Annotated in this window: 23 protein-coding genes; 2 read left to right on the plus strand and 21 right to left on the minus strand. The window is 62.2% G+C overall.

All coding sequences use genetic code 11. The features are described 5' to 3' along the window. The 16 genes from AC1MEK_RS03395 to AC1MEK_RS03470 all read right to left on the minus strand — a co-directional run bounded on the left by AC1MEK_RS03395 (position 1) and on the right by AC1MEK_RS03470 (position 15,889). Entirely contained in the window at positions 1 to 888 is an 888-nt protein-coding gene (locus AC1MEK_RS03395) for a hypothetical protein (RefSeq protein ID WP_480394861.1), read from the minus strand. Positions 889 to 943: 55 nt separating this feature from the next. Further along, positions 944 to 1,375 (minus strand): hypothetical protein, encoded by a 432-nt coding sequence (locus AC1MEK_RS03400; RefSeq protein ID WP_480394862.1) that lies wholly within the window; start codon positions 1,373 to 1,375, stop codon positions 944 to 946. Positions 1,376 to 1,491: 116 nt separating this feature from the next. Further along, positions 1,492 to 2,745 carry an efflux RND transporter periplasmic adaptor subunit gene (locus tag AC1MEK_RS03405; RefSeq protein WP_480394863.1) on the minus strand — a complete coding sequence of 418 codons (1,254 nt, stop codon included), beginning with the start codon at positions 2,743 to 2,745 and terminating at the stop codon, positions 1,492 to 1,494. Further along, the gene (locus AC1MEK_RS03410; protein WP_480395260.1) at positions 2,738 to 4,198 is read right to left on the minus strand and encodes a TolC family protein; all 1,461 of its coding nucleotides are present in this window, start codon (positions 4,196 to 4,198) and stop codon (positions 2,738 to 2,740) included. The genes AC1MEK_RS03405 and AC1MEK_RS03410 overlap by 8 nt, the downstream gene beginning before the upstream one ends. 68 nt (positions 4,199 to 4,266) lie before the next feature. Then, positions 4,267 to 4,905: a hypothetical protein gene (locus AC1MEK_RS03415; protein ID WP_480394864.1), complete on the minus strand. Its 639-nt coding sequence runs from the start codon at positions 4,903 to 4,905 to the stop codon at positions 4,267 to 4,269. 144 nt (positions 4,906 to 5,049) lie between these two features. Next, positions 5,050 to 6,258 (minus strand): ABC transporter permease, encoded by a 1,209-nt coding sequence (locus AC1MEK_RS03420; protein WP_480394865.1) that lies wholly within the window; start codon positions 6,256 to 6,258, stop codon positions 5,050 to 5,052. Beyond that, positions 6,245 to 6,955, minus strand: a complete 711-nt coding sequence (locus AC1MEK_RS03425) for an ABC transporter ATP-binding protein (RefSeq protein ID WP_480395261.1) — start codon at positions 6,953 to 6,955, stop codon at positions 6,245 to 6,247. Before AC1MEK_RS03425 ends, AC1MEK_RS03420 begins: the two co-directional genes overlap by 14 nt. Before the next feature lie 126 nt (positions 6,956 to 7,081). After that, a complete protein-coding gene (locus AC1MEK_RS03430; protein ID WP_480394866.1) occupies positions 7,082 to 7,375 on the minus strand; it encodes a LuxR C-terminal-related transcriptional regulator in 294 nt (97 codons plus the stop codon). A gap of 426 nt (positions 7,376 to 7,801) precedes the next feature. Beyond that, entirely contained in the window at positions 7,802 to 8,272 is a 471-nt protein-coding gene (locus tag AC1MEK_RS03435) for a VOC family protein (RefSeq protein WP_480394867.1), read from the minus strand. 36 nt (positions 8,273 to 8,308) lie between these two features. Further along, a complete protein-coding gene (locus tag AC1MEK_RS03440) occupies positions 8,309 to 8,740 on the minus strand; it encodes a YybH family protein (RefSeq protein WP_480394868.1) in 432 nt (143 codons plus the stop codon). Continuing rightward, positions 8,737 to 9,132, minus strand: coding sequence for a YciI family protein (locus AC1MEK_RS03445; RefSeq protein ID WP_480394869.1), 396 nt, complete (start codon positions 9,130 to 9,132; stop codon positions 8,737 to 8,739). Before AC1MEK_RS03445 ends, AC1MEK_RS03440 begins: the two co-directional genes overlap by 4 nt. Before the next feature lie 246 nt (positions 9,133 to 9,378). After that, a complete protein-coding gene (locus tag AC1MEK_RS03450) occupies positions 9,379 to 10,653 on the minus strand; it encodes an RNA polymerase sigma factor (RefSeq protein ID WP_480394870.1) in 1,275 nt (424 codons plus the stop codon). 83 nt (positions 10,654 to 10,736) lie between these two features. Further along, positions 10,737 to 12,056 carry an MFS transporter gene (locus tag AC1MEK_RS03455; protein WP_480394871.1) on the minus strand — a complete coding sequence of 440 codons (1,320 nt, stop codon included), beginning with the start codon at positions 12,054 to 12,056 and terminating at the stop codon, positions 10,737 to 10,739. 109 nt (positions 12,057 to 12,165) lie between these two features. Then, complete coding sequence (locus AC1MEK_RS03460; protein WP_480394872.1) at positions 12,166 to 12,936, minus strand: helix-turn-helix transcriptional regulator; 771 nt, start codon at positions 12,934 to 12,936, stop codon at positions 12,166 to 12,168. 136 nt (positions 12,937 to 13,072) lie between these two features. Further along, on the minus strand, positions 13,073 to 13,558 hold the full coding sequence (locus tag AC1MEK_RS03465; RefSeq protein WP_480394873.1) for a GNAT family N-acetyltransferase: 486 nt from the start codon (positions 13,556 to 13,558) through the stop codon (positions 13,073 to 13,075). 159 nt (positions 13,559 to 13,717) lie between these two features. Next, positions 13,718 to 15,889 (minus strand): TonB-dependent siderophore receptor, encoded by a 2,172-nt coding sequence (locus tag AC1MEK_RS03470; RefSeq protein WP_480394874.1) that lies wholly within the window; start codon positions 15,887 to 15,889, stop codon positions 13,718 to 13,720. A gap of 160 nt (positions 15,890 to 16,049) precedes the next feature. On the opposite strand from AC1MEK_RS03470, the gene AC1MEK_RS03475 reads away from it, so the two are divergent. Next, the gene (locus tag AC1MEK_RS03475; protein ID WP_480394875.1) at positions 16,050 to 16,688 is read left to right on the plus strand and encodes a LysE family translocator; all 639 of its coding nucleotides are present in this window, start codon (positions 16,050 to 16,052) and stop codon (positions 16,686 to 16,688) included. Positions 16,689 to 16,807: 119 nt separating this feature from the next. Here AC1MEK_RS03475 and AC1MEK_RS03480 read toward each other — a convergent pair whose 3' ends face one another. Continuing rightward, the gene (locus tag AC1MEK_RS03480) at positions 16,808 to 17,704 is read right to left on the minus strand and encodes a LysR substrate-binding domain-containing protein (protein WP_480394876.1); all 897 of its coding nucleotides are present in this window, start codon (positions 17,702 to 17,704) and stop codon (positions 16,808 to 16,810) included. Between the two features lie 123 nt (positions 17,705 to 17,827). Here AC1MEK_RS03480 and AC1MEK_RS03485 point away from each other — a divergent pair, with 123 nt between their 5' ends. Further along, a complete protein-coding gene (locus tag AC1MEK_RS03485) occupies positions 17,828 to 18,262 on the plus strand; it encodes a PACE efflux transporter (RefSeq protein WP_480394877.1) in 435 nt (144 codons plus the stop codon). Between the two features lie 4 nt (positions 18,263 to 18,266). Here AC1MEK_RS03485 and AC1MEK_RS03490 read toward each other — a convergent pair whose 3' ends face one another. The 4 genes from AC1MEK_RS03490 to AC1MEK_RS03505 all read right to left on the minus strand — a co-directional run bounded on the left by AC1MEK_RS03490 (position 18,267) and on the right by AC1MEK_RS03505 (position 21,602). Continuing rightward, positions 18,267 to 19,532: a type II toxin-antitoxin system HipA family toxin gene (locus AC1MEK_RS03490; protein ID WP_480394878.1), complete on the minus strand. Its 1,266-nt coding sequence runs from the start codon at positions 19,530 to 19,532 to the stop codon at positions 18,267 to 18,269. Continuing rightward, entirely contained in the window at positions 19,532 to 19,861 is a 330-nt protein-coding gene (locus AC1MEK_RS03495; RefSeq protein WP_480394879.1) for a helix-turn-helix transcriptional regulator, read from the minus strand. The genes AC1MEK_RS03490 and AC1MEK_RS03495 overlap by 1 nt, the downstream gene beginning before the upstream one ends. 180 nt (positions 19,862 to 20,041) lie before the next feature. Further along, positions 20,042 to 21,181 (minus strand): PQQ-dependent sugar dehydrogenase, encoded by a 1,140-nt coding sequence (locus tag AC1MEK_RS03500; protein ID WP_480395262.1) that lies wholly within the window; start codon positions 21,179 to 21,181, stop codon positions 20,042 to 20,044. Between the two features lie 73 nt (positions 21,182 to 21,254). Beyond that, positions 21,255 to 21,602, minus strand: coding sequence for a hypothetical protein (locus AC1MEK_RS03505; RefSeq protein ID WP_480394880.1), 348 nt, complete (start codon positions 21,600 to 21,602; stop codon positions 21,255 to 21,257). Positions 21,603 to 21,906 lie beyond the last annotated feature (304 nt).

The following is a 21,906-nucleotide window of genomic DNA, read 5'->3' on the forward strand; positions in this document are numbered from 1 at the left end:
TCATTTGCCCAGGCGTCTGAGGGTGTCGAAGAGCGTGGGCAGGCCGAATTGCACCAGATATTTCTGGATGATCTGGCGCAGGCTGGCAGAGAGGTTTAGAGATGCAGGCGTTTCAGACCGAGCGCTGCGCTTTGCGTCAATTGCCGGATCTCCATCGACTGACGTTTTGCCGAGCGGCAGGCGCGTGGAAAGGTCATACACTTCTTCGGACACCCGCTTGATGTAGTTTTTTCGTCCCCGTTGAAAGTGTGAAAACTGATTTCCGAAGTCTGCAACAGTTGACGCCTCATCAGAGAACTTGCTGACCATCTGTTCAAGAAAATTGAAGTTCAGTGTGCTCATCGGGCTGTACGCGACATCCAGAGCGAAGCGCAGAAAACCTTGGTCGATCTTCGTGGTTTTCATACCTTCGCTAGACAGTATCCGCTTGGCCGCAGCAGCACTTTCATCATTGAAATGATAAGTCACCTCGTGCCCCTCAAGGTCAAACCTCATCAAGGGCCTTTGCGGCAAAATTTCTTGCCCGTTATCAGTACGTCGGTAGTGAGCAAGTTCCCATGCCAGATCATCAACATAGGCAAGATCAGCGCCTTGCTGATGAGCGAAAGCGTATACATCGGACAGGAGATTCCGGTCCTGATGGGTGAGAAACAGTGTGGGAAAGGCACCGCTTAATTCAGGTGCGTAATTGAGCACTGACGGCTCCAGCGTGTAACCCTCGAAGCAACGTGCCATGAGCAAGGCTCGGCCACTGATCGATACGGGCTCCCTGATTGGAAGGCTTTGCTCACTCTGTAACTCGGAGGCAGGCACTACGTTAGTATGATGAACGTCAGCGGATGAGGCGATTAATTGAATAGCCGACTTTTCTGTTGATGAAATATTCATCGCATTCCCCCCTCAAACCAAGTCCGCTCTCGCCTCACGAGAGCGGACGGTCTGATCAGTATTTAAGGTTGAACCGCACTACATCCTGCCCATTGGGGCGACTATTGCGCGCTCCACCTTTTTGTGTGGTGTGACGAATGTTGACGCCTGCTCCGGGATAGAATGACTCATTGACGAAGTCATAACTGATGCCCGATGCATTGGGAGCGATAGGAACACACCGAGTTGTCCCCCCGAAAACGCGATAGCAGAGCTCGACTCTCTCACCGACACTTTGCGGATAACTCGTGGTACTCCACTCAATCGACTCAACTTGTGCAAGAAGAGGTGATCGAATGTCGGTAGAGACCACGGTATAAACCGATAGACCTGTTCCGCCGGGCACAACAATCAAATTTGGGGTGTCGCTTTTCGTCACCGAATACTGACCAGCCACACCCGACAACGACACAAACAGCAACGCCAGTGGCATCAATTTCTTTTTCATCATTAACTTCCTTATTTCTTGTTTTCTTTTCTTCAGGCCGAACACACCCCGTGAGCCAAACTCACTAAAAAGGCGTCAGGCCTGTTAATTACCTTTCAGCTACAACATTCAAATAACTAATCCATACCCACCTCCCTCTGCACAAATCCCTCGTCCAGCCCAAACACCTGCACGCCCTCCACAGTGGTTTTCCCCAAGGTCACCGGCCGTCGAACTTCAGGCTGATCCATCGCCAACCGGTGAATGACAAAGTGCCCGCCGCCCTCTTCGCCCACGGCATCGAGCGGCAGCACCACGGCGTCGGGGTTGCGATGGGTGAGAATCGACAGGCGCGCGCTCATGCCCAGGCGCAGGTGTTTCTGGCTGTCGGGCGACAGCGGCGGCAGTGCGACGTTGATGTGGTAGGAGGCGCTGTCACGGTGCATGTCGGCAGCGATGGCCTGGGCGCCGATTGAGGTCAGCGCGCCATGCAGCACCTCTTCGAAACCGTCGCCACTGATCCGGGCCGACAGGCCTTCGCGCAGTTGGTTGATGTCGGATTCGTCGACTTTGGCCTGCACCTGCAGACGCTCAAGACTGGCGAGCATGAACAGCGGCTGGCCCTGAGAGAGACGCACGCCAGGTTCGATGGCTTTTTCTGTGCTGTTTGACGCACTGTCCGGCAGGCGCTGGATGATGCCGGAGAACGGCGCGCGGATTTCGCCTCGTGGCTCCAGCGCCAGCAGCGCTTCGTGACGGGCGCGGGCGTTGGCCAGCTGCATGTCGGCGATCTGTCGGTGTTCGCCCTGCCCGCGCTTCCCGACCTTTTCCAGTTCGGCTTGGGCAGCGAGCAGGTCCAGCGCCTGGGTGCGCAGTTGCTGGGTCAGGCTGTCGACTTCCGTGCGCGGCACGATGCCCTGCGCGAACAAGGCCTGCGTCTCGCTCAGCTTGCGCCGGGTATCGGCAAGCCCCGACTGGCCACTGCTCACCGCCCGCCGGGCCCGCACCATCTCTTCGCCGTTGGCCCAATCTTCCAGCGCCTGCACCACGCTCTCGGCCTTCAGGCGCTCGGCCAGCGCGTCACGCATCTGCATGCGCAGCAGGTCAGGGCTGATAGTCAGCAACAATTGGTCGCGGCTGACACGCTGGTCATGGGTAAAGCGTTTTTCCTGAACCAGCCCCTCGAATGGCGCGGTCAGGGTGACCGACAAGCCCGGCACGATGCGCCCGACCAGACCGATCCGCTGCTCCAGCGGTACGCGCTGCACGGGCCACCAGCGCTGGCTGGTCGCTGGAGAATCAGGCCAGATCGAGTACACGAGCGCCGCACTCGCAGCGAGGGTCATGGCCAGCGCACCCACCTTGAACGGCGTCGGTCTAAGCTCAGTCATTGAGGGCAATCTCCCAGCTGTCGAGCGTCATTCCCAGGCGTTCGTCGAGCTGGGTCTGCGCATTGAGGTAGGCGATCTGGGCATTGAGGACGGCGTTTTCCGAGCGGCGCAGGTCCTCCTCGAAGCTGAGCACCTGAAAGTTGCTGGTGCGCCCGGCCTGCAACTTCTGCTGCTCGGCCGCCAGCTTCCTGTGGGACAACTCCAGGCTGCGCGAAGCAATCTGGTATTGCCGCCAATGGCTTTGCACGGTCCGCACCGCGTCACTGACATCACGCTCCAGCGCCTGCTGTGCCTCGGCCTGTTGCAGGGCCTGGCTGTCCACCGCCACCTGGGCCGCGATCAGGCGTTGGCGCTGCGAGAGGTCACCGATGGGAATTTCCAGCTGCACGCCGGCGTAGCTGTTCCAGCGCCGGTCGACCCCGGAAGTTGAACGGGATGAATAGGCCTGCCGCTCCTGATTCGCCCCGGCCACCAGCGACAGGTCCCACCATTGCTGGTTTTTCGCCTCAAGCAGATCGATGTCGGCCAACTCCTGGGCGATACGCTGTTGCAAATAATGAGGCTGGCGCTGGCGAGCGATGGCCAGCGCCTGCTGCCCGTCCAGATCCACTCGTTCGGCTTGCAACTGGTCGCTCGCGCGCACCGGAGTAGAAAGGTCGAGCGCCAGGAGCTGCAACAGGGCTCGGCGGCTGGCCTCCAGTTGATGAGCCGCCTGCTCGGCATTGAGTTCCTGATAGGCCAGGTCCGCTTCGTTTTGCAGCCGATCCACCTGGGCCATGCGGCCCGCAGCGATCAGCGCGTCATTGACCCGCATCTGCTTGCGCGAGCGCTCCAGCGCCTGGCTGACGATGCGCAACTGCTCCTGAGCCTTGAGCAGTTCGCGGTAGGCCGAGGCGATTCGGGTCACGCTTTGCGCCACCGTGGCCTGCAAGCCCAGGCGATGGCTCTGCTCGCTCAAGCGGGCGCGACGTCTGGGCGCGGTGACCACATCGCGCCCGGCGTTTCTCAGCAGCGGCTGGACCACCTCCAGCCCCAAGCCGCGTTGGTTCTTGCGTCCGCCCTGCTCTGCCCGATCCAGACGCTGAGCCCAGGACAGGCTGAAGCGGGTGCCCCATTCACTGTTGAGCGTGATCTTGGGCGCAACGCTCATCTGCCGTTCGCGGTCCTGCGAACCCTGCCTCTGGGTAACTTGCGTGCCCAACAAGGCGCGTGGCGAAAAGAATGCCTCTGCCACCTTGAGATCGAACTTCTGCGCCACCCGCTGCAGATACGAGCGGCGAATATCCCGGTTGTTGCGCAACCCCAGCGCCACCGCATCGGCCAGGCTCAGACTCAAACGGCTGGCCGCAGGCGCCATCGCGTCCACACCGAACTGCACCCTGCCTGACGCCATGCTGGGCGCGGCGACGCCTGGAACCTGCCCCGGATCGCCGCGCGCCTGGCCTGCGGTCATGACGCCGAACAGAATCATCAGCGGCTTGGCGCAGCCCATCAGGCGCCGGCGCGTGCAAGGTCTGATGTTCACAACAGCGGATCCGGGATCGGCTGAATCAGCTTGAGCAAACTCAACGGGGTCATTTTTTCCAGCAGTTTCATCACGCTCTCGTCGAACGCCAGCCGCCCGTGTACCACTTCCTCGCGGTCCAGATGCGCCTGCTGGGAATCCCGATAAGTCGCGGGGTAAATGCAGCGCTCCAGCGGCATCAGGCAATCGTAATGATCCAGCAGGCCGCGAAAGACAATCCGCCGCTCCGACACACCCCGAGTGGTGGCGATGAGCTTGATAAAGAATGCCGAGTCGCACTGACGCAGCGCTTCATAGGCCGCGTAACGCTCCACCAGCGTGAGCCCGGCCGATTCATCGAAGGCCAGGCAGCAGAGTCTTTCCCGGCGCAATCCGAGGAAGGGGTTCCTCACCGCACCGCGGCGATTGCTCTGCGCCAGCACAAACGCCAGGGCCGGCTCGGCCTGTTGCAGGCGCAGGTCATCTTCGATCAGGTCCAGTTCCAGCAGTGACGGCGCCTGTCGCCCCAGCTGCTCGATCTCCTTGTCGAAGCTCGCGAATATCCCGCGCGGCCCGAGCCACTGTTTGTGCAACTCGCACAAGGCATCCGGGCACATCCTCGACTGCTGTTCGACCAGCTGCTTGAATTCAGCCATCACCTCGTCATCGTCTCGCAGCCCAAACCGGGGTTGGGAGCGGGACCGGGTGGGCGCGCCATGGAACGGATTGCATGTAGTCATTGAGTGCTTCCTTTCTTGTTGTCGATGTTCTGCCTGACATCCAGGTGTTTGCGGGCGCGGTCAGTCGTCGCGAAGCGCCATCGCGGGAGAGAGGCGCGCGGCAACCGCTGCGGGGTAACTGCCGAAAAACAGCCCCATCGCCAGTGAGCTGGCGACGCCCAGCAGCAAAGCGTCGAGTGACAGGCTCAGGGGCCAACCGCTCGAATGGGTGAAGAACAAGGCGATCACGCGGCCGAGCATCGCGCCCAGCAAGGCACCGGCGATCGACAGCAGGGCGGCTTCCAGAAGAAACATCAGGCGGATGTCGCGCCGGCGCGCGCCGAGGGCCATGCGCACGCCGATCTCGCGACGACGCTCGCGCACGCTCATGAGCATGACGTTCATGACGCCCACGCCTGCCACCAGCAGGGAAATACCGCCCAGCCCAGCCAGCAGCCAGGTGAAGGTCCGGGCCTGACGCTCCAGGCCGTCGAGCAGTTGTCGTGGCACCTGCACCTGGACTTCGCGCCCCTGCAGGGCCTGGCTTAACCGCGATTCGAACGCTTGCGCAGCGCGCTGCAGATCGGCCCCCGGCGCGGCTTTGGCGATCACATGGCCGATGCGCGCAGCGGATGAAATCCTCGCCATGCTCTGCGCCGGGATGAACACTGAGGTGTCGACTGAAACCGGCAGCAGCGGGTTGTGCGGCTCGTGCGCCAGCACCCCGATCACCTGAAACTGGTAGTCGCCCATGCGCAGCCAGTCGCCGGGCTGCAGCGCCTTCCCGCGAGCGCCAAGGGCTTGCGCGACCTCGGCGCCCAGCACCGCAAACCGGGCGCGACGATCCGGCGACGCGATGAATCTGCCCCAGGCCAGCGTCAGCCCCATCACCGCTTTCAGTTCGGCTGTGGTGCCGATGAGCGAGACGTCCTGTTGCCCGCTCGGACCAGAAATGCGTATGGAGAATTGGCTGACGGGCGCGGCCTGAGTCAGCTCGGGCGCCAGCCCCCGCAGCGCCTGGCCATCGAGCGACGAGGGCGATGGCTGAGTGCGCCCGGCGCCCATGGGAAAGTCGGCCACCAGCGTGTCGGTGCCCAGTCCCTTGAAGGTGCGCAAGGCATCTTCCCCGGCGCTGCGGCCGATATCGAGCAACGCGACCACCGAGGCACTGCCCACCACGATGCCCAGCAGCGCCAGCCACGAGCGCATCCCCAGCCCGCGCAGGTTCTCCAGCGATTCGGCCAGGCGCAACAGCCCACCGCGCCAGAGGCCGATTTCAGCCGCGAACATGCCCGCGATACTCGTGCAATTGGCCGTCGGCCACTTCGATCCGGCGGGCGAAACGCGCAGCCAGGCGAGTGTCGTGGGTCACCGTTACCAGGGTCACCTGGTGCCGCTGGTTGAGGTCGAGCAGCAGATCGATGATGTCGTCGGCGCATCGCTGGTCGAGGTTACCCGTGGGCTCGTCCGCCAGAATCAGCGAGGGGCGCGTCACCAGTGCCCGGGCAATGGCCACCCGCTGGCGCTGCCCGCCGGACAGGTCGGCAGGCCGATGCAAAGCTTTGCTCGCCAGCCCGACGGCCTGCAACTGGTGAGCGGCGCACTCGCGGGCGATATCCCGCGCCTGATGGGCGTACATCAGCGGCAAGGCGACGTTGTCCAGCGCGCTCAGCCGCGCCAACAGGTTGAACGACTGAAACACGAAGCCCAGTTGCCGGTTGCGCCAGCGCGCCAGCGTGTCGGTGCACGCCGCCATTACGTCCTGCCCGGCGAAGCTGACGCGCCCGCCGGCAGGCCGCTCCAGCAGGCCGAGGATGTTGAGCAAGGTGCTTTTGCCCGAACCGGATGAACCGGTAATGGCGCAGGTATCACCGCAATACAGGGTGAAGTCGATATTATCGAGCACGCGAACGGACGACTTGCCCAGCCGGTAATACTGATGCACACCCTTGAGTTCAAACAACGTAGACAAACAATGCGTCGTCATTGCGCTCATGATCATTCCCTTGCCGATAAGCCGATGAAACTTGCGCGCTTATTAGGGGCAGCGCATGACAAAACGAATGCGCAGGCGTACAGGTTTATTTACCCGGCGCCGATCAGCCATCAAGTTTCAGACACCTTCATTATGCGTGGGCGTTTGAGCAATACAATCCGTCAGATGTAGGGGGTATCCGAGTTTTTTCAGCGTTTTTGAACTCACGTGGATCGCCACCAGTTGCGCGCGAGTCTGGACTTCGTTCTTCTTCAGCAGCGCCGAGACATGGTCGCGGGCCGTGTAATTGCTGATCCCCAGCTGCTGTGCGATGGCCTTGTTGGTGTAACCGGCGAGCAACAGCTCCAACACTTCATGCTCCCTGGGGGTTGCGCCGTTGGCGTGTTTATTTCTACGTTTTCTTTGCGACATACGTGGGCATTGTCCTTGATTCTGTTGCCGTCCCTGGCCTCTAACATCCCATCGGCTTGAACCGATTTTTATTGAGATTATTTTTATTCGGCCATGTTTTGACCTGCAAACCCGCGAAGGCCCGCATCACTACCAGTAAAAGTAATTATTCCTACAAAGGAACGAGAGAATTCCCTATCAGCATCTTACAAATATATAAATCCGGACATGACAGAACCTGCGCGCAGATTCCATCGGCACGTTAAAAAGGGGGGGAAGTTGTAGAGGCGGCCGACAATAAACGTTGAAAATGGGAATTACAATCATCGGTTACAAATGATCCGGGCAGATTCAGCCAGGCCAGACCCTCGGCGAGGAGGAAAACGCGCGACCCGCTTCACGAAAGTCGAATCGCGCTACAACCGTTCGGGAATTGCCCTACTCGAATCAGGACGGCGCCTGACCGAACATTTTCATCGCCCGCTCGCGGATTTCGTCGGGGCTGAGGTCTTCCTTGTGGGTGCCGATGAACCACAGGTGGCCGAATGGATCACGCACGGTACCGCTGCGATCACCGTAGAACATGTCCTGAACCTCGGAGATAACGGTGGCGCCGGCATCCACCGCACGCTTGAACTGCTCGTCCACATCCGGCACGTAAAGGTGCATGCCGAAGGAGGTTTTGCTGCCGGCTTCGGGGCTGGCGAAACCGCCCTGCTCGCAGGGTTCGGCCAACATCATGCGCGAGTCACCGATTTGCAGTTCGGCGTGGCCGACGCGCCCGCCCGGCGCATCCAGGCGGAACATTTCCTGGGCACCGAAGGCCTTCTTGTAGAACTCGATCGCTTCATGGGCGGGGGATACGCCCATGTACACGGTCAGGCTGTGCTGGCCTTCGGGGATGGGTTTGACGCTCATGGGAATTCTCCTCTCAGGTTGAGCGTGGCAGAGGCATCAGGGTTGCAGCTCGAACAGCGCCTTGCCGCTGGCCATGTCGAACGGCGCGGAAAAGTGTTCGTGCACGGCCTTCCAGCCGTTGATGGTTTTGCAATAGCCGGCGCTGGCGCGCATCCACGAGGACTTCTCCTCGCCCTTGTCGTCGGTGCCGCCGCACTTGTTCAGCCAGTGGGCGAAGGCAATGTCGTCGTTGCCGTGGACCACCAGTTGATGAACCTCGAACAGCATCGCGCCGTCGCACATGCCCAGGCAGTATTGCCAGTGCTGGCGGTAGGCATCGATGCCGCGAAACTGCAGCTGGATGATCGCGTCATAGGCGACGATCTGCGGGTCGTAGTAGGCCATGATCGCGTCGAGGTTCTTTTCCCGCACCCCGGCGCACCAGTGGTCGAGCAGGGTCTTGATTTCGGTCTGGACGTTGGATGTCATGATGCGGCTCCCGAGGCGACAGCCTCTTGTCGAGGGGCATGGCCCTGTTGCAGGTTCAGCTCACGCACGGGCCGTACTTCCACGCTGCCGACCCGCGCGGCCGGAATGTGCGCTGCAATCTGTAGGGCATCGTTCAGATCCCGCGCCTCTATCAGGTAGAACCCCGCCAGTTGCTCTTTGGTTTCGGCAAACGGACCATCGGTCATCGACACCTTGCCGTTGCGCATTCTCACCGTGGTCGCGGTTTCGACCGACTCCAGCGGCTCGGCCGCGAGCATCCGCCCGCTGGCCTGCACCGCCTGCGCATAGGCCAGGCACTCATCGTCGCGCGGGCTGTCGGGGTGCGAATGGAGGATCTGTTCGTTGCTGTAGATCAGACACAGGTATTTCATGGGGATCTCCTTGGGCTGAAGATTCATGTGATCGTCGTTTTCCCCGTAGCAGCACGGCTTGCCGGCGGGGCGGTGGATCTGTGAATGCTGCACTGCCTGACACGGCGCTCCCGCGGGCAAGCCCGGCTGCTACGGGGTATGCGTTCGGCCATGGACCGCGGTGAAGCGGGCATTTGTGAGCTAGTCGAACGCCACAGGGGCGAATCGACACGGCCGCGCAAACTTTTCTGGCAGACAGACAAACGGTCATTCGCCCTTGGGCAACTCATCCAGCCGTCGCTGCAAAAATGCCCGGTCCACCGCCTGCCCCGCCTTGTCGATGGCGTTGCGATAGGCGATACGCGCCTCATCGAAACGACCCAGACGGCGACACACATCCGCCCGCGCCGCCCAGGCCAGGTGATAGTCATCCAGATCGCCGCCGAGCAATTCGTCGACCACTGCCAGCGCCGATTCCGGCCCTTGAACCATCGCCTGCGCCATCGCCCGGTTGAGCCGCACCACCGGCGAGTCATCCAGGCGCAGCAACACGTCGTACAGCCCGAGAATCTGCGGCCAGTCGGTGTCCTCGGCTTTTCTCGCTTCGGCGTGAACAGCGGCGATTGCGGCCTGAACGCTGTAGGACCCGGTCTGTCCAGAGCGCAAGGCGTGTTCCACCAGCGTGCAGCCTTCTTCGATCAGTGCTGTAGACCACAGGCGGCGATCCTGCTGGTCGAGCATGACCGGCTCGCCCTCCGCCGAAAGCCGCGCAGCGCGCCGCGATTCGGTCAGCAGCATCAGCGCCAGCAAGCCTGCGACCTCGGGCTCAGGCAGCAGATCCAGCAAAAGACGGCCCAACCGAATGGCCTCTCCCGACAGATCACTGCGCGTCAGTTGTTCGCCGCTGGATGCGAAGTAGCCCTCGTTGAACACCAGGTAAATCACCCGCAGCACGGCATCGAGCCGTTCGGGCAACTCCTGGAGGGCCGGGACTTCATAGGGGATGTGGGCGTCGCGAATCTTGTTCTTGGCCCGCACGATGCGCTGGGCCACGGTCGACGGGGTGATGAGAAACGCCCTGGCGATTTCTTCGGTGGTCAGATCGCAGACCTCGCGCAGGGTCAACGCCACCTGGGCGTCGGGGTTCAGCGCCGGGTGGCAGCAGACGAAAATCAGCCGCAGGCGGTCGTCCTCGACTTCGTCCACTTCGGTGCGATCTTCGTCGAAACGCGCCTCCAACTGGCGAGCCATTTCATTGAGCGAGGCGTCGAAGCGGGCGCGACGGCGCAGGCTGTCGATGGCCTTGAAGCGGCCTGCCGAGACCAGCCAGGCCCGTGGATTCTCCGGCATTCCACCACTTGGCCACTGCTCGACCGCCGCGATAAAGGCGTCCTGCAGGGCCTCTTCGGCCAGTTCGAAATTGCCCAGCAGGCGGATCAGCGTGGCCAGGACCCGGCGGGATTCCTGGCGGTAGAGGGTTTCGACGCTCTGGCGGGTGGCTGACGCAGCGTCGAGATCTTTCTTATTGGAGTTGTCGCTCATTCCTGCGCTCGCCGACGACTATTGAGATAGAAGTCGGCCAAGCGTAGTCGTGGATCGGGCGCCGCTCCACGGCGCCCCGACAGTCAGTTGTCCGGGCAGGCCGCCAGCACGTCGTCCACCTGCATGCCACGGCGCATACCAAAAAACATCGCGGTCAGCAGGCCCACCGCGCCCATGATCACGCAGTAGCCGACGCACACCCACGGGCTCCACGGCATCAGGGCGATCAGCGCCAGCGGCGTGGTGCTGGCCCAGAGTGCGTAGCTGATGTTGTAGGTCAGGGAGATACCGGACACGCGAATCTTCGCCGGGAACAGTCCGACCATGACCGATGGCACCGCACCGACGATGCCGCAAGCCAGCCCCGCCACCGCGTAGGCCAGGCCCACCGGCAGCCACTGAACCACCAGGCTGGCGTACAACACGGCAATGCCCACCGGCAGCAGCAGGCTGTACAGCACCACGCCGCGCCAGGCGCCGATGCGGTCTACCAGCATGCCGGCCAGCACGCAGCCGATATTGAGGAAGACGATACCGACGCTGCTCAGGGCGAAGGTGTCGCTGGGGCTCATGCCGAAACGCTGCTGCATTACGGTCGGGGTGATCACCACCAGCGTCACCACCGCCGAGGTCAGCACGCAGGTCAGCAAGGCGGCGGGCAGCAGCGACTGGCGATGCTCACGCAGCACCGCGCGCAGCGGCAGCTCGATCATGTCCTGACGCTGGGCGTGCAGCGCCATGAACACTGGGGTTTCGCTCAACCAGCGGCGCAGCCAGACACCGACTACGCCAAAGACGCCGCCGAGCAGGAACGGGATGCGCCAGGCGAAATCGAGGATTTCCGCGTGGCTGTAGACCTTGGCCAGCCAGGTCGCGGTCAGCGCGCCGATCAGGTAGCCGAAGGTCAGCCCGGCCTGCAGCACGCCGAGGGCGTAACCGCGATGGCCCTTGGGCGCGTGCTCGGCGACGAACACCCAGGCGCTCGGCACCTCGCCGCCCACCGCAGCGCCTTGCAGGATGCGCAGGGCCAGCAGAATCAAAGGCGCCCAGTAGCCGATATCGGCGTAGGTCGGCATCACGCCGATCAGCAAGCACGGCAGCGCCATCATCATGATGCTCAGGCTGAACACGCGCTTGCGGCCCAGCTTGTCGGCGAAGTGCGCCATCAGGATGCCGCCCAGGGGGCGCGCCAGATAGCCAGTGACGAAGATGCCGAAGCTTTGCAGAAGACGCAGCCATTCGGGCATTTCCGGCGGGAAGAACAGCTGGCTCAGCGTCAGTGCAAAGAAGACGAAGATGATGAAATCGTAGATTTCCAGCGCCCCGCCCAGCGCCGCCAGGCCCAGGGTCTTGTAGTCGCCCCGGCTGATCGGTTGTGGACGTGGTCGAAGAATGGCTGTCATGAAAGACCCCATTTGTCAGTTGAATCGGCAGTTAGGTGCGGCAAAGGCGCGCAGGATAACAAAGCTTGCGCGCTACGGGCGGCTGGCAGACCACCGGACTTGCGTCACATCACAGGGCATAAGCGCCGGGGGTCATGCCGAACTGGGCGCTGAAGGCACTGATGAACGTACTGACGCTGTCGTAGCCCAGACGTTGAGCCACGCGGCTGACGGTGTCGCCCTGGGCCAGCAATTCCAGCGCCTTTTTCATCCGCGCGACGATGCGCCACTGCACCAGTGACATGCCGGTTTCGGCGCGAAAATGCCGGGTCAGGCCACGGCGCGACATGCCCACGCGCCGCGCCCATTCATCCAGCCCGAGCTTGTTGGCCGGGTCGGCGACGATGGTCAGGGTCATGCCCACCAGATGCGGGCTGCTGGGCATCGGCAGGAACAGCGGGTTGGCGGGAGAAATCTTCAGCTCGTCGAACAGCACATCGAGCAGGCGATGCTGAGGCGGGGTGAGTTCGGCGGGGCTCTGCTGCCAGGCGCCGATGCGTTCGAGCAACGCGGCGGCCAGCGGGGTCATGTCGAAGACCGTCGGCGTGGTGGGGAACAGCGGGCACAGGTCCGCACGCAGATGAATCACCCAGCCCCGCGCCGCCTCATGCACCCGCGCCGCATGGGCGACCCCAGGCGCAATCCAGCCGATGTGCCGCGCGGGCACCACCCAACTGCCGGCATCCAGCTCCGCGGTCATCACCCCCTGCTTCACCGCCCACAACTGCCCTTCGCGATACCGATGCAAAACCTCGTCAGCCGTCGATTGCAGCGGCTGGGCGTTGATCAAGAGCGGTCGTCCATCCTGGATAAAGCGTTGCAACGGGTACTCGACTGGCATGGCCCGATTTCCCTGCGAGGAGACGTGCCGACGGTAGCAAGCCAGCCCCGCGCAGCGCCAGAGGAGAGCCGAGATTTTGTGCGCACATCACCGCCCCCCGTAGCAGTCCGGCTTGCCGGCGACCGCGTTAGAACCGTCAATGCAAGGTTTCAACCGGCATCACCCGCTCCATGTACAAACTGCGCAAGGTAATCCCGCTGGGGTGTTGGTAGGGTTCGTCGCGCACGGCGACGAAGCCCATGGCGCGGTAGAAGTCGGCGGCGTTGAGGGAGGAATAGAGATAGAGCCGGGTGAAGTGTTCTTCAGCTGCGATGGCTTCCAGCCCTTGCATCAGCCGCTTGCCGATGCCTCGTCCGAGCTGGCCGGGCTCGACGAACAGCGCCATCACTTCCCCGCTCTGGCGGTCGAGAATCCCGTAGCCCAGCAGTTGGCCGTCCTCTTCGGCCAGCAGACCGCAGCGCGTGGCCATCAGGCGCAGGTAGGATTCGGGTGGCGGCGAATCGCTCCAGACTTCGATCTGTTCGGGGGAATAGTGGCTGGCGCAAACCTGTCGCACGGCGCGGGTGCGCAGCGACCAGAGCAGCGGAATGTCCGGGATCTGCGCCGGTTTGAGTTCGATCATCTTGCTGCTCCATCAGGAGAGAACACAGGAACGGCCTGTTCCTGGACTGCCAATCTGGGGAGACAGGATGCGCTTTTGTGGGGGGCGTGCAAAGAGGTGGGTCAGTGGTTGATGAATCGCCTGTAGCGACGCCCCCGCACCATCACCGCGTCAAACGCTTCAAAAACTCACCGTCGCCGACAACCTTGCCGTACGCGGCGCGCCGAGGAACAGGTAGTCGTCACCCAGGTACTCGCCCACATCGCGCCAGTAGCGTTTGTCGAACAGGTTGTCGACGGTCAGGCGAAACACCGTGTCGTAGCCATCGATTTTGGTGCTGTAGCGGCTGCCCGCGGTGAACACCGCGTAATCGTCGACCTTCACCGAACCTTCGCGGTTGGCGAACTTGCTCGCGCTGTATTGCATGCCGCCCAGCAGCGCCAGGCCGGGGATCGGCAGGCTGTAGTCGGCTGACAGGCTGCCCCGGTACTTGGGCACGTTGATCGCCTGATGGTCTTCATAAGCCGTTGTGCCGCTGTCCTGCACCCGCGCGCGGATGGCCGCGACGCTGGCGGCGATCTGCAGTTGCGAGGTCAGCCAGCCATTGGCGCCGAGCTCCAGCCCGGTGTTTTTCTGTTGGCCCTGCTGCACGAAGGTCAGGCTGCCGTCATCCTGAGGCTGGGAATACTGATAGGCCTGACGGGTCTGGAACACCGCCGCAGTGAAGCTCATGCGCCGCCAGTCGTACTTGATGCCTGCTTCCAGTTGGCGCGAGATCGTCGGTGCGAGGATTTCGCCGGCGTTGGTATCGAACACCGATGCCGTCCCGCCCAGCGACAGGCCCTTGCTGTAGCTGGTGTAGAGCGAAACGTTGTCCACCGGCTTGTAGATCAGCGCCGCCTGGGGCAGGAAGATCGAACGCTGGGTGTGGCGATTGTCACTGCCATCTTCGTTGTAGGCCTTTTCGTCGAGACGCACCTGACGGCCGCCGACGATGGTCTGCCAGTGCTCGTTGAAGCTGATGCGGTCGGTGGCGAACAGGCCGTATTGGCGGCTGTCCAGACGCCGCTCGGTATGCCCCACCGAGAGGTCCGAAGGGGCGAAGGTCTGCGGCGTCTCATGGATATTGCCGGAACCGACGTACTCACTGAAATACGGTCGTGTGTCCACCGTGCGACGGAACGCGCTGGTGCCGAAGGTCAGCTCGTGTTTCAGCCAGCCGGTGTCGAACAGCCCGGTCATCGCCGCTTCGACTTCATCGTTGCGACGTGTGTCGTCAGGGCTGCGGAAATCATAGATATCGTAACCGCCGTCGCTGTTGAAATGCCCGGTCACAGGCGTGGTCGGACAATCGGCCTGGTAATAGCAGCCGTAGGCAAAGGCGCTGTAGTCGTCGATCACCACGCGGCTGCGCGAGGCACTGAGGCTGGCTTTCCAGGCGTCGCTGAAACGGTACTCGTAGCGCCCGTTGAGGTTCAGGGAGTCGATGCCCACCGGGTTCGACCAGCTCTGGTAACCCAGCAACTTGCGCGGCGAGGCGTCGTGGGGCAGTTCGCTGCCGCCTAGCAATTGATAGCCGGGCACCGAGCGCTGTTCGCGGGTTTGGTATTCGGCGTCCAGTTGCAGGGTCGACTGCTCGTTGATGTTCCAGTCGAAGGCCAAGGAAGCGAAGTCGCGCTTGCCGTCAGCGTGTTCGACGTAGGAGCGGATGTCTTCATGGGCGACATTGGCGCGCAGGCCGAACTGCTTCTCGCTGCCGAACCAGCCACCGACGTCGGTGGCCAGGTAGCGCTCGCCGTGCTCGTTGGTGGACACCGTCACCGAGCGGACATCGGCCGAGCGTTTGGTCTGGTAATTGATCACGCCGGCCGGCTGCGACACGCCGCTGGTCAGCCCCGACAGGCCTTTGAGCAGCTCGACCTGCTCCTTGTTCTCCAGCGCCACGTTCTGCTCGCCAGTGATGCTGCGGCCGTTGATGCGATAGCTGTTGGCGGCATCGAGGGAAAAACCGCGCACCACGAAGTTCTCGTAATAGCCGACCGGCGCGTAGCTGTCGCCGACCGAGGCGTCGTTGCGCAGCACTTCGCTGAGCAATCTGGCCTGCTGATCCTTGAGCCTCTGCTCGCTGAACACCGAAATCGACGCTGGCGTGTCGAGCAAAGGCGCCGGGCTGAAGCCGCCCACCGATGCGCTGTCGGCCTGATAGACCGACGCCTGTTCGCCCGACACCTTGACCGCATCCAGCGTCACGGGCTCGGCTTCCTGAGCGGCGAGCCAGGGCGAGGCGAAGGCCATGCTCAGGGGCAGCAGACGTCGCGTGAAGCCTGCGGCAGGTCGGGTCGGGGTGGTCATCGGCGGTGCAGCTCCAGCGGGATTTTTCGTGGGCGCATGTTTTACGTTCTGCACCGGTTTTTTACAACCGCGATACAACCTCTTCAAACGTATGAAACATCTCGAAATTTAGTCAGCCGCTCATCTACACTCGGGCCTTCACCTCGCAAGGAGTTCCCCCATGACGTCGTCTCTGCTGCTGGCGGTGCTGGCTTCCGGCTTCATCTACGCCATCTCGCCCGGCCCTGGCGTGCTGGCGGTGTTCGGCATCGGCGCGTCCCGCGGCCGGCGTGCCGGGGCAGCGTTTCTTTGCGGGCATCTGCTGGGGGACGTGATCTGGTGCAGCACGGCGCTGGCCGCAATCATCGGTGCGCGGGTGATCGGCACTACGGCGTTCGATGTGCTGGGGATCATCAGCGGGCTGTTTCTGTTCTGGCTCGGCTGGCGCGCGCTGCGTGCTAAACGCAGCAGCGAAACCGAGCAAAAGGCGCCTGCACGGCATCCATTCTGGCACGGCATCCTGTTTGGCCTGACCAATCCCAAGGCCTACCCGGTAGCGGTCGCGACCTTCACCGCGCTGCTCTCCAGCCGCGCCGACCTGCTCAACTGGTCGATGCTGCCACTGCTGATCCTGGTCAGCACCCTGGGTGGCATCGCGGCCTACGGCATCATCGTCGGCGTGGTCGGCGCCCGCCACGTGCGCGCGGTGTATCAACGCCATGAGCTGACCATCACGCGCCTGTGCGGGGTGATGTTCATCGGTTTTGCGATCAACGCGCTGATGCATGCGGTGCCGAGCCTGCTGCCGCGCAAGCCCTGAAATGCATACCGGCATGAAACTGTAGGAGTGAGCTTGCTCGCGAACATCGCTCAGGCGACAACGATGCGTCGGATGCACCGGCCATTCGCGAGCAAGCTCACTCCTACAGGGATAAAAATTCAGCCAAGCGTTGTGGCTGCTGCCTCCTCGGCTAGCCACGCCAGAAACGCCTTCACCGGCGCCTGCCGCTCCCTTCCCGGTACACAGGCGGCGATGTAACGCGGCCCCGGCAAGCTGATGTCCGGGCGATACGCCAGCAGCTCGCCGCGCTGCAGACTGTCCGCCACCAGCACGTTACTCGACAGCACCAGCCCATGCCCGGCCACCGCCGCATTCAGGGCGAAATGCTCATCGTCGAACTCGCGCATCCGCGCCGTTTCCAGCCAGTGCTCGCAGCCGGCCGCCGCGCACCAGTTCTGCCAGTTGATCGCATAGGCCCCGGGAATCTGCCAGCGCAGGTTGATCAGTTCGATCTGCTCATCGTTCAGCGACGCCAAAAAATCCGGTGCCCCGTACACGGCAAATCGCTCGACCATCAATTCGGCGCGAAACAGGTTCGGATCGTCACGGCTGACCGCGCGGATTGCCAGGTCGATGCTCGAATCGCGCAGCAGATCCACCAGTTCATTGCGGGTGTCGACGCGCACATTGAATTGGCCGAACGCGCGATAAAAGCGGCTGAGCCTGGGGATCAGCCACATCGCCGCCAAGGCCGGCGTGGTGGAAATGGTCAGGGTCTGCGAAGCCGTTTCCGGGCAGAAGCTCTCCAGGCTGCGGCTGATTTCCAGCAAAGCCCGGTGCGTCTGCCGATACAACTGCTCGCCCTGTTCGGTCAGCGCCACGCCCTGGCCGGAGCGCTCGAACAGCAACGCCCCGAGCCAGGCCTCAAGGGTTTTGACCTGGTGGGAAATCGCCGCCGGCGTCACGGACAACTCCTCGGCAGCGGCCTTGAAACTCCCCAGCCGCGCGGCGGCCTCGAAGGTGCGCAGGGCGTTGAGCGGAAGATTGGAAAACACAGAAGGCTCCCGGCATGAAATGAATTGAAGCGGGTTCAATTTATCTCATTTTTCCAGGATCGCATGGATCGGTAGCGTGGCCAGCATTCAAGCCCTCAAGGCTTCAACCCAATGGAGATCATCATGCAAGGCCCCACCCGCAAGCTGGTTCAGGCAGTGCTCTACGAAGCCATCGCCATCGCCGTTCTGTCCCCGGCCATCGCTCTGGTCTACGACGACGGCCTGGCCCACGCCGGCGCCCTGTCCGTCATGCTCTCGGCCAGCGCGCTGCTGTGGAACGTGCTCTACAACTACGTCTTCGAATACTGGGAAGCGAGGCAGAAAAACCGCACCCGCACCCTGTCCCGCCGGCTGCTGCACTCCTTCGGTTTCGAAGGCGGGCTGGTGGTGCTGCTGGTGCCATTGGTGGCCTGGTGGCTGGAGATTTCCTGGTGGGCCGCGCTGGTCACGGACCTGGGCCTGTTCGTGTTTTTCTTCTTTTATGCGCTGGTGTTTCAGTGGGGGTTCGACCGGGTGTTCGATGTGCCGGTTTCGGCGCGCGAAGGGGTGTCCGGTTAGAGGCTCACTCGATTCGAAAATCAGCGTGCAGCCGGCGCCAGTGCTCTCTCAGAACATCCTTGTGAGCTTGCGCCATGCCACTTTCATCCAGCGCGGTAGGCCACAGGGATCGGGCGCGGGTCATCACATCGCGCAAGTTGTAGAGCACGGGCCGCCAGGGGATGTCGCCGTACTCGGCCCATCGCTTGAAATGTTCCAGAGAGGTTTCGTACCAGTTCTTGTGCCGGGCCATGTTCAGCGCATGGTGCGACTCACCTGCGATATAGGCCTTGGTCATCACAATGTCGTAGGCCGGAGACAACTCGGCATTGCGCCCGTCGCGATAGATTATGCTCCAGTTTTTCAGGTGCGCGTCGCCGTTCGCCAGCAGGATATTGACCAGCAGGCGCCGCGCCATCTGCACCACATCCCGCTGCCCGTGAATCGACTTCTGATAGACCAGCTTGCCGATCTGGTCATAACTGGCCTTGCGGTATTTGTCATGGGCATAGGCGAAGAAGATCTGCGCAAAATCTTCCGAGTGGACCCGGCGGTTTTCAGGGAGGCGATCGTAGCGACGTATGGCGTAGGCAAACGCCTCATCGGGCAGCTTGATATGAGGAAGCGCCTCGATGTCGCTCATCGCGATCAGCTTGATTTCCGGGATGTCGACGCCCGCCATTGCCGCCAAGGTCATCGCCGTGAATTCGTTGAGCGGTACGAACGGATGCACGGTCGACGGCGTCTTGATGATCCAGTCGCCGGGAGCAGCAGGATCCCCGGTGATGTAGCGGCCATCCTGATCACGCATGGAAAACTTCATCTGCACACCCGCCAGCGAGAAATGCGCTCGGCTGTCCGGCAGATCGATGACCGTCGGCTCGATCTTTCCGTGGTGCTGCAAGGCAAGCTGCGGGATCTCGGATGCTCCGATCGGCTCGGCCACCAAAGCGCCTGGCAGATCCCTTCCAAGCCAGCCGAGCAGCGGAAACTCGTTATCCCGGTGCACCTTCATGGCTTGCGAAAGCAGGTCGCGCAATACGCCTTCGGGCAGCAGATTGCTCAACACCGGATGCAGGCGCTGAGCGCTGACGTAAGGATGGTTGTTCGCCATCTGACGCGCGAAAGAGGCCGGATCAGTGTGGGAAAGGGTCAGAGCAAGGCGTGCTTCGTTCTCGACGTATTCCGGCGCCAGGGTGAATACGTTCTTGCCGTTCGAATAGCCGGCCACGTATCCCACCCGTTGGTCCTGGAGCGAGAGTCGCAGTGCAGCGACCGTTTCCTGCGCCATCAGAGATCGCCCCACGGGCTGTCGGTGTCTTTGACAATGCTCGGTTCTTGCAGGTCGGACCTGCGGTCAAGATCAGGGTAGCGATGATCGCCGGCTATCTCGCCCGAGAGCATCCGCTGAACCATTTCGAGCTTTGATTTGGGGACGAGGACCAGCGCCGCGTCCAGCCCTTCGGCGATCTGATCCAGGGTGTTGAGTCGCGGGTTGCCGCCCGCTTCGATCTTGCCGTATTGCTGCCGGGTCAGACCTGCGCGCAGGGTCATGTCCTGGATCTTCACGCCAAGGGCCAGGCGCCTTTCGCGGATTTGCTCAAGCAGGGTGGTTTTCATGGTCAATGCCTCTCAGGAAGCACTGATTATGTAATCTATATGGCTCTCGTCAAGCTCAAAGAGCCAGATAGATTACATTCAATCAAAAGAGAGCCATATAGATTACAAAAAACCAAAAAAGAGCCATTTAAGGCTCTTTATCTGGACCTAGAGCCTTAAAGTTAACATCAAGCGTGAGTACTACTTCGCCAACCCCACCTTCAACAGCTTGCCGCTCTCCTCATCCGTCAACACATACAAATACCCGTCAGGCCCCTGACGCACGTCGCGGATGCGGGATTTGAGTTCGCCCAGCAGGCGTTCTTCGTGCACCACCTTGTCGTCCTTGAGTTCCAGGCGGATCAACACCTGGGCGGCCAACGCGCCGATGAACAGGTTGTGGTCCCACTGCTTGAAGGTGTCTGAATCGTAAAAGGCCATGCCGCTGATGCCCGGGGATTTTTCCCACACATGGAACGGATTTTTCACGCCCTCGACGATTTTGCCTTTGGACTCGGGGATCGGCTGGCCGTTGTAGTCGATGCCGAAGGTGGAAATCGGCCAGCCATAGTTGGCGCCGCGTTCGATGATGTTGACTTCATCGCCGCCCATGGGGCCGTGTTCGTTGGTCCACAGGGTGCCGGTCCAGGGGTTGAGCGCGGCGCCTTGCTGGTTGCGGTGGCCGTAGCTCCAGATTTCCGGACGGACGTTTTTCTGGCCGACGAAGGGGTTGTCCTTGGGCACCGAGCCATCAGGGTACAGGCGCACGATCTTGCCTTGCAGTTTGTCCAGATCCTGGGAAGTGGGCCGGTTGTTGTTCTCGCCCAAGGCGATGAACAGATAGCCGTCGCGGTCGAACACGATGCGCGAGCCGAAGTGGTTGCCCACCGAGAGTTTGGGCTGTTGCTGGAAGATGCGGGTGAAGTCTTCGAGCCTGGTCATGTCCGCTGACAGCCGCCCGCGCCCGGCTGCAGTGCCACCGGTCTTGCCGTCGCTGGCGGCCTCGGCGTAGGTCAGGTAGACCATGCGGTCCTTGGCGAAATCCGGTGACAGTTCGACATCCAGCAAGCCGCCCTGCCCCTGCACCCAGACCTTGGGCACGCCAGAGATCGGCGCCGAGAGCTTGCCCTCAGGCGTCACCAGGCGCAGGTTGCCGGTGCGCTCGGTGACCAGCATGCCCTTGTTGCCCGGCAGGAACGCCACGGCCCAGGGGTGCTGCAGGCCGCCGACCACTTCGTCGACGGTCAGCGTGCCTTCCTCGCTCTGATAGGTGGCGGCGGACAGGGGCAGACTCGCGAATGCCGAGACGCAAAGGCCGGCGATCAGGGTCTGGCGGAGCAGGGTTTGACGCAACATGGACGATTCCTTTTGGCTGAAAATTGACTCTGGCTGTCGAAACACATGTGTTGCCGGTTCAGTTGGAGGGCCGCTGGGTGCCGCTCGTCGAAGGCCGCACGGTCTGCACGCGGGGCACTTCATGAGTGGGATAGCCGTTGCGGATGCCACCGTTTTCAAGGGTTGGAGGACGAGATTGCGACGGGCCCAGGTTTGGACCGCGCATCGTTGGGGAAATGGATTCGGTGCCTTGTCGGCTGTTGGGGTTGGCACGGCGGATGGCGCCGTTGTCCGGCTGATTGTTGGCGCTTGCCGCCAGTTGCAACAGCGGCCGCTCACCGGCCTGGACCAGGCCGATGCTCAGCAGCCCGACACTCAGGAAGCCGCCAAGCAGGAAGATCGCGAGGCCTCGCAGAAATCTGTTCATCATTTACCTGCTGTCGATTGGGTGACACATGCGGTGTTTGATGGCGATCGAAGGCGTAGGTTCGCTCCGTGGGGTGGGTGGAGCAACGTGTAGGATGATTCGCTTTGTAACAAGAATAGTCCGGCGCCAGGACACCCGCGTCACGCCCGCCCCGTAGCAGCACGGCTTGCCGGCGGGGGCGATGGCAAGACCGACGCTCGGTCGGCCCATGCACAAATCTTCCAGACCTGGCCTTAACCTATACCCCACAATGAGGCGTCGCCTGACAGTCCGCCCCGCCGGCAAGCCGTGCTGCTACGGGGCC

It is taken from the genome of Pseudomonas sp. 2 (genome assembly GCF_056627435.1).

Excerpts from the sequence above, each read along its gene's own strand:
- AC1MEK_RS03395 (WP_480394861.1), bottom strand. The coding sequence starts at position 888 with ATGAATATTTCATCAACAGAAAAGTCGGCTATTCAATTAATCGCCTCA.
- AC1MEK_RS03400 (WP_480394862.1), bottom strand. The coding sequence starts at position 1,375 with ATGAAAAAGAAATTGATGCCACTGGCGTTGCTGTTTGTGTCGTTGTCG.
- AC1MEK_RS03405 (WP_480394863.1), bottom strand. The coding sequence starts at position 2,745 with ATGACTGAGCTTAGACCGACGCCGTTCAAGGTGGGTGCGCTGGCCATG.
- AC1MEK_RS03410 (WP_480395260.1), bottom strand. The coding sequence starts at position 4,198 with ATGACCGCAGGCCAGGCGCGCGGCGATCCGGGGCAGGTTCCAGGCGTC.
- AC1MEK_RS03415 (WP_480394864.1), bottom strand. The coding sequence starts at position 4,905 with ATGGCTGAATTCAAGCAGCTGGTCGAACAGCAGTCGAGGATGTGCCCG.
- AC1MEK_RS03420 (WP_480394865.1), bottom strand. The coding sequence starts at position 6,258 with ATGTTCGCGGCTGAAATCGGCCTCTGGCGCGGTGGGCTGTTGCGCCTG.
- AC1MEK_RS03425 (WP_480395261.1), bottom strand. The coding sequence starts at position 6,955 with ATGACGACGCATTGTTTGTCTACGTTGTTTGAACTCAAGGGTGTGCAT.
- AC1MEK_RS03430 (WP_480394866.1), bottom strand. The coding sequence starts at position 7,375 with ATGTCGCAAAGAAAACGTAGAAATAAACACGCCAACGGCGCAACCCCC.
- AC1MEK_RS03435 (WP_480394867.1), bottom strand. The coding sequence starts at position 8,272 with ATGAGCGTCAAACCCATCCCCGAAGGCCAGCACAGCCTGACCGTGTAC.
- AC1MEK_RS03440 (WP_480394868.1), bottom strand. The coding sequence starts at position 8,740 with ATGACATCCAACGTCCAGACCGAAATCAAGACCCTGCTCGACCACTGG.
- AC1MEK_RS03445 (WP_480394869.1), bottom strand. The coding sequence starts at position 9,132 with ATGAAATACCTGTGTCTGATCTACAGCAACGAACAGATCCTCCATTCG.
- AC1MEK_RS03450 (WP_480394870.1), bottom strand. The coding sequence starts at position 10,653 with ATGAGCGACAACTCCAATAAGAAAGATCTCGACGCTGCGTCAGCCACC.
- AC1MEK_RS03455 (WP_480394871.1), bottom strand. The coding sequence starts at position 12,056 with ATGACAGCCATTCTTCGACCACGTCCACAACCGATCAGCCGGGGCGAC.
- AC1MEK_RS03460 (WP_480394872.1), bottom strand. The coding sequence starts at position 12,936 with ATGCCAGTCGAGTACCCGTTGCAACGCTTTATCCAGGATGGACGACCG.
- AC1MEK_RS03465 (WP_480394873.1), bottom strand. The coding sequence starts at position 13,558 with ATGATCGAACTCAAACCGGCGCAGATCCCGGACATTCCGCTGCTCTGG.
- AC1MEK_RS03470 (WP_480394874.1), bottom strand. The coding sequence starts at position 15,889 with ATGACCACCCCGACCCGACCTGCCGCAGGCTTCACGCGACGTCTGCTG.
- AC1MEK_RS03475 (WP_480394875.1), top strand. The coding sequence starts at position 16,050 with ATGACGTCGTCTCTGCTGCTGGCGGTGCTGGCTTCCGGCTTCATCTAC.
- AC1MEK_RS03485 (WP_480394877.1), top strand. The coding sequence starts at position 17,828 with ATGCAAGGCCCCACCCGCAAGCTGGTTCAGGCAGTGCTCTACGAAGCC.
- AC1MEK_RS03490 (WP_480394878.1), bottom strand. The coding sequence starts at position 19,532 with ATGGCGCAGGAAACGGTCGCTGCACTGCGACTCTCGCTCCAGGACCAA.
- AC1MEK_RS03495 (WP_480394879.1), bottom strand. The coding sequence starts at position 19,861 with ATGAAAACCACCCTGCTTGAGCAAATCCGCGAAAGGCGCCTGGCCCTT.
- AC1MEK_RS03505 (WP_480394880.1), bottom strand. The coding sequence starts at position 21,602 with ATGAACAGATTTCTGCGAGGCCTCGCGATCTTCCTGCTTGGCGGCTTC.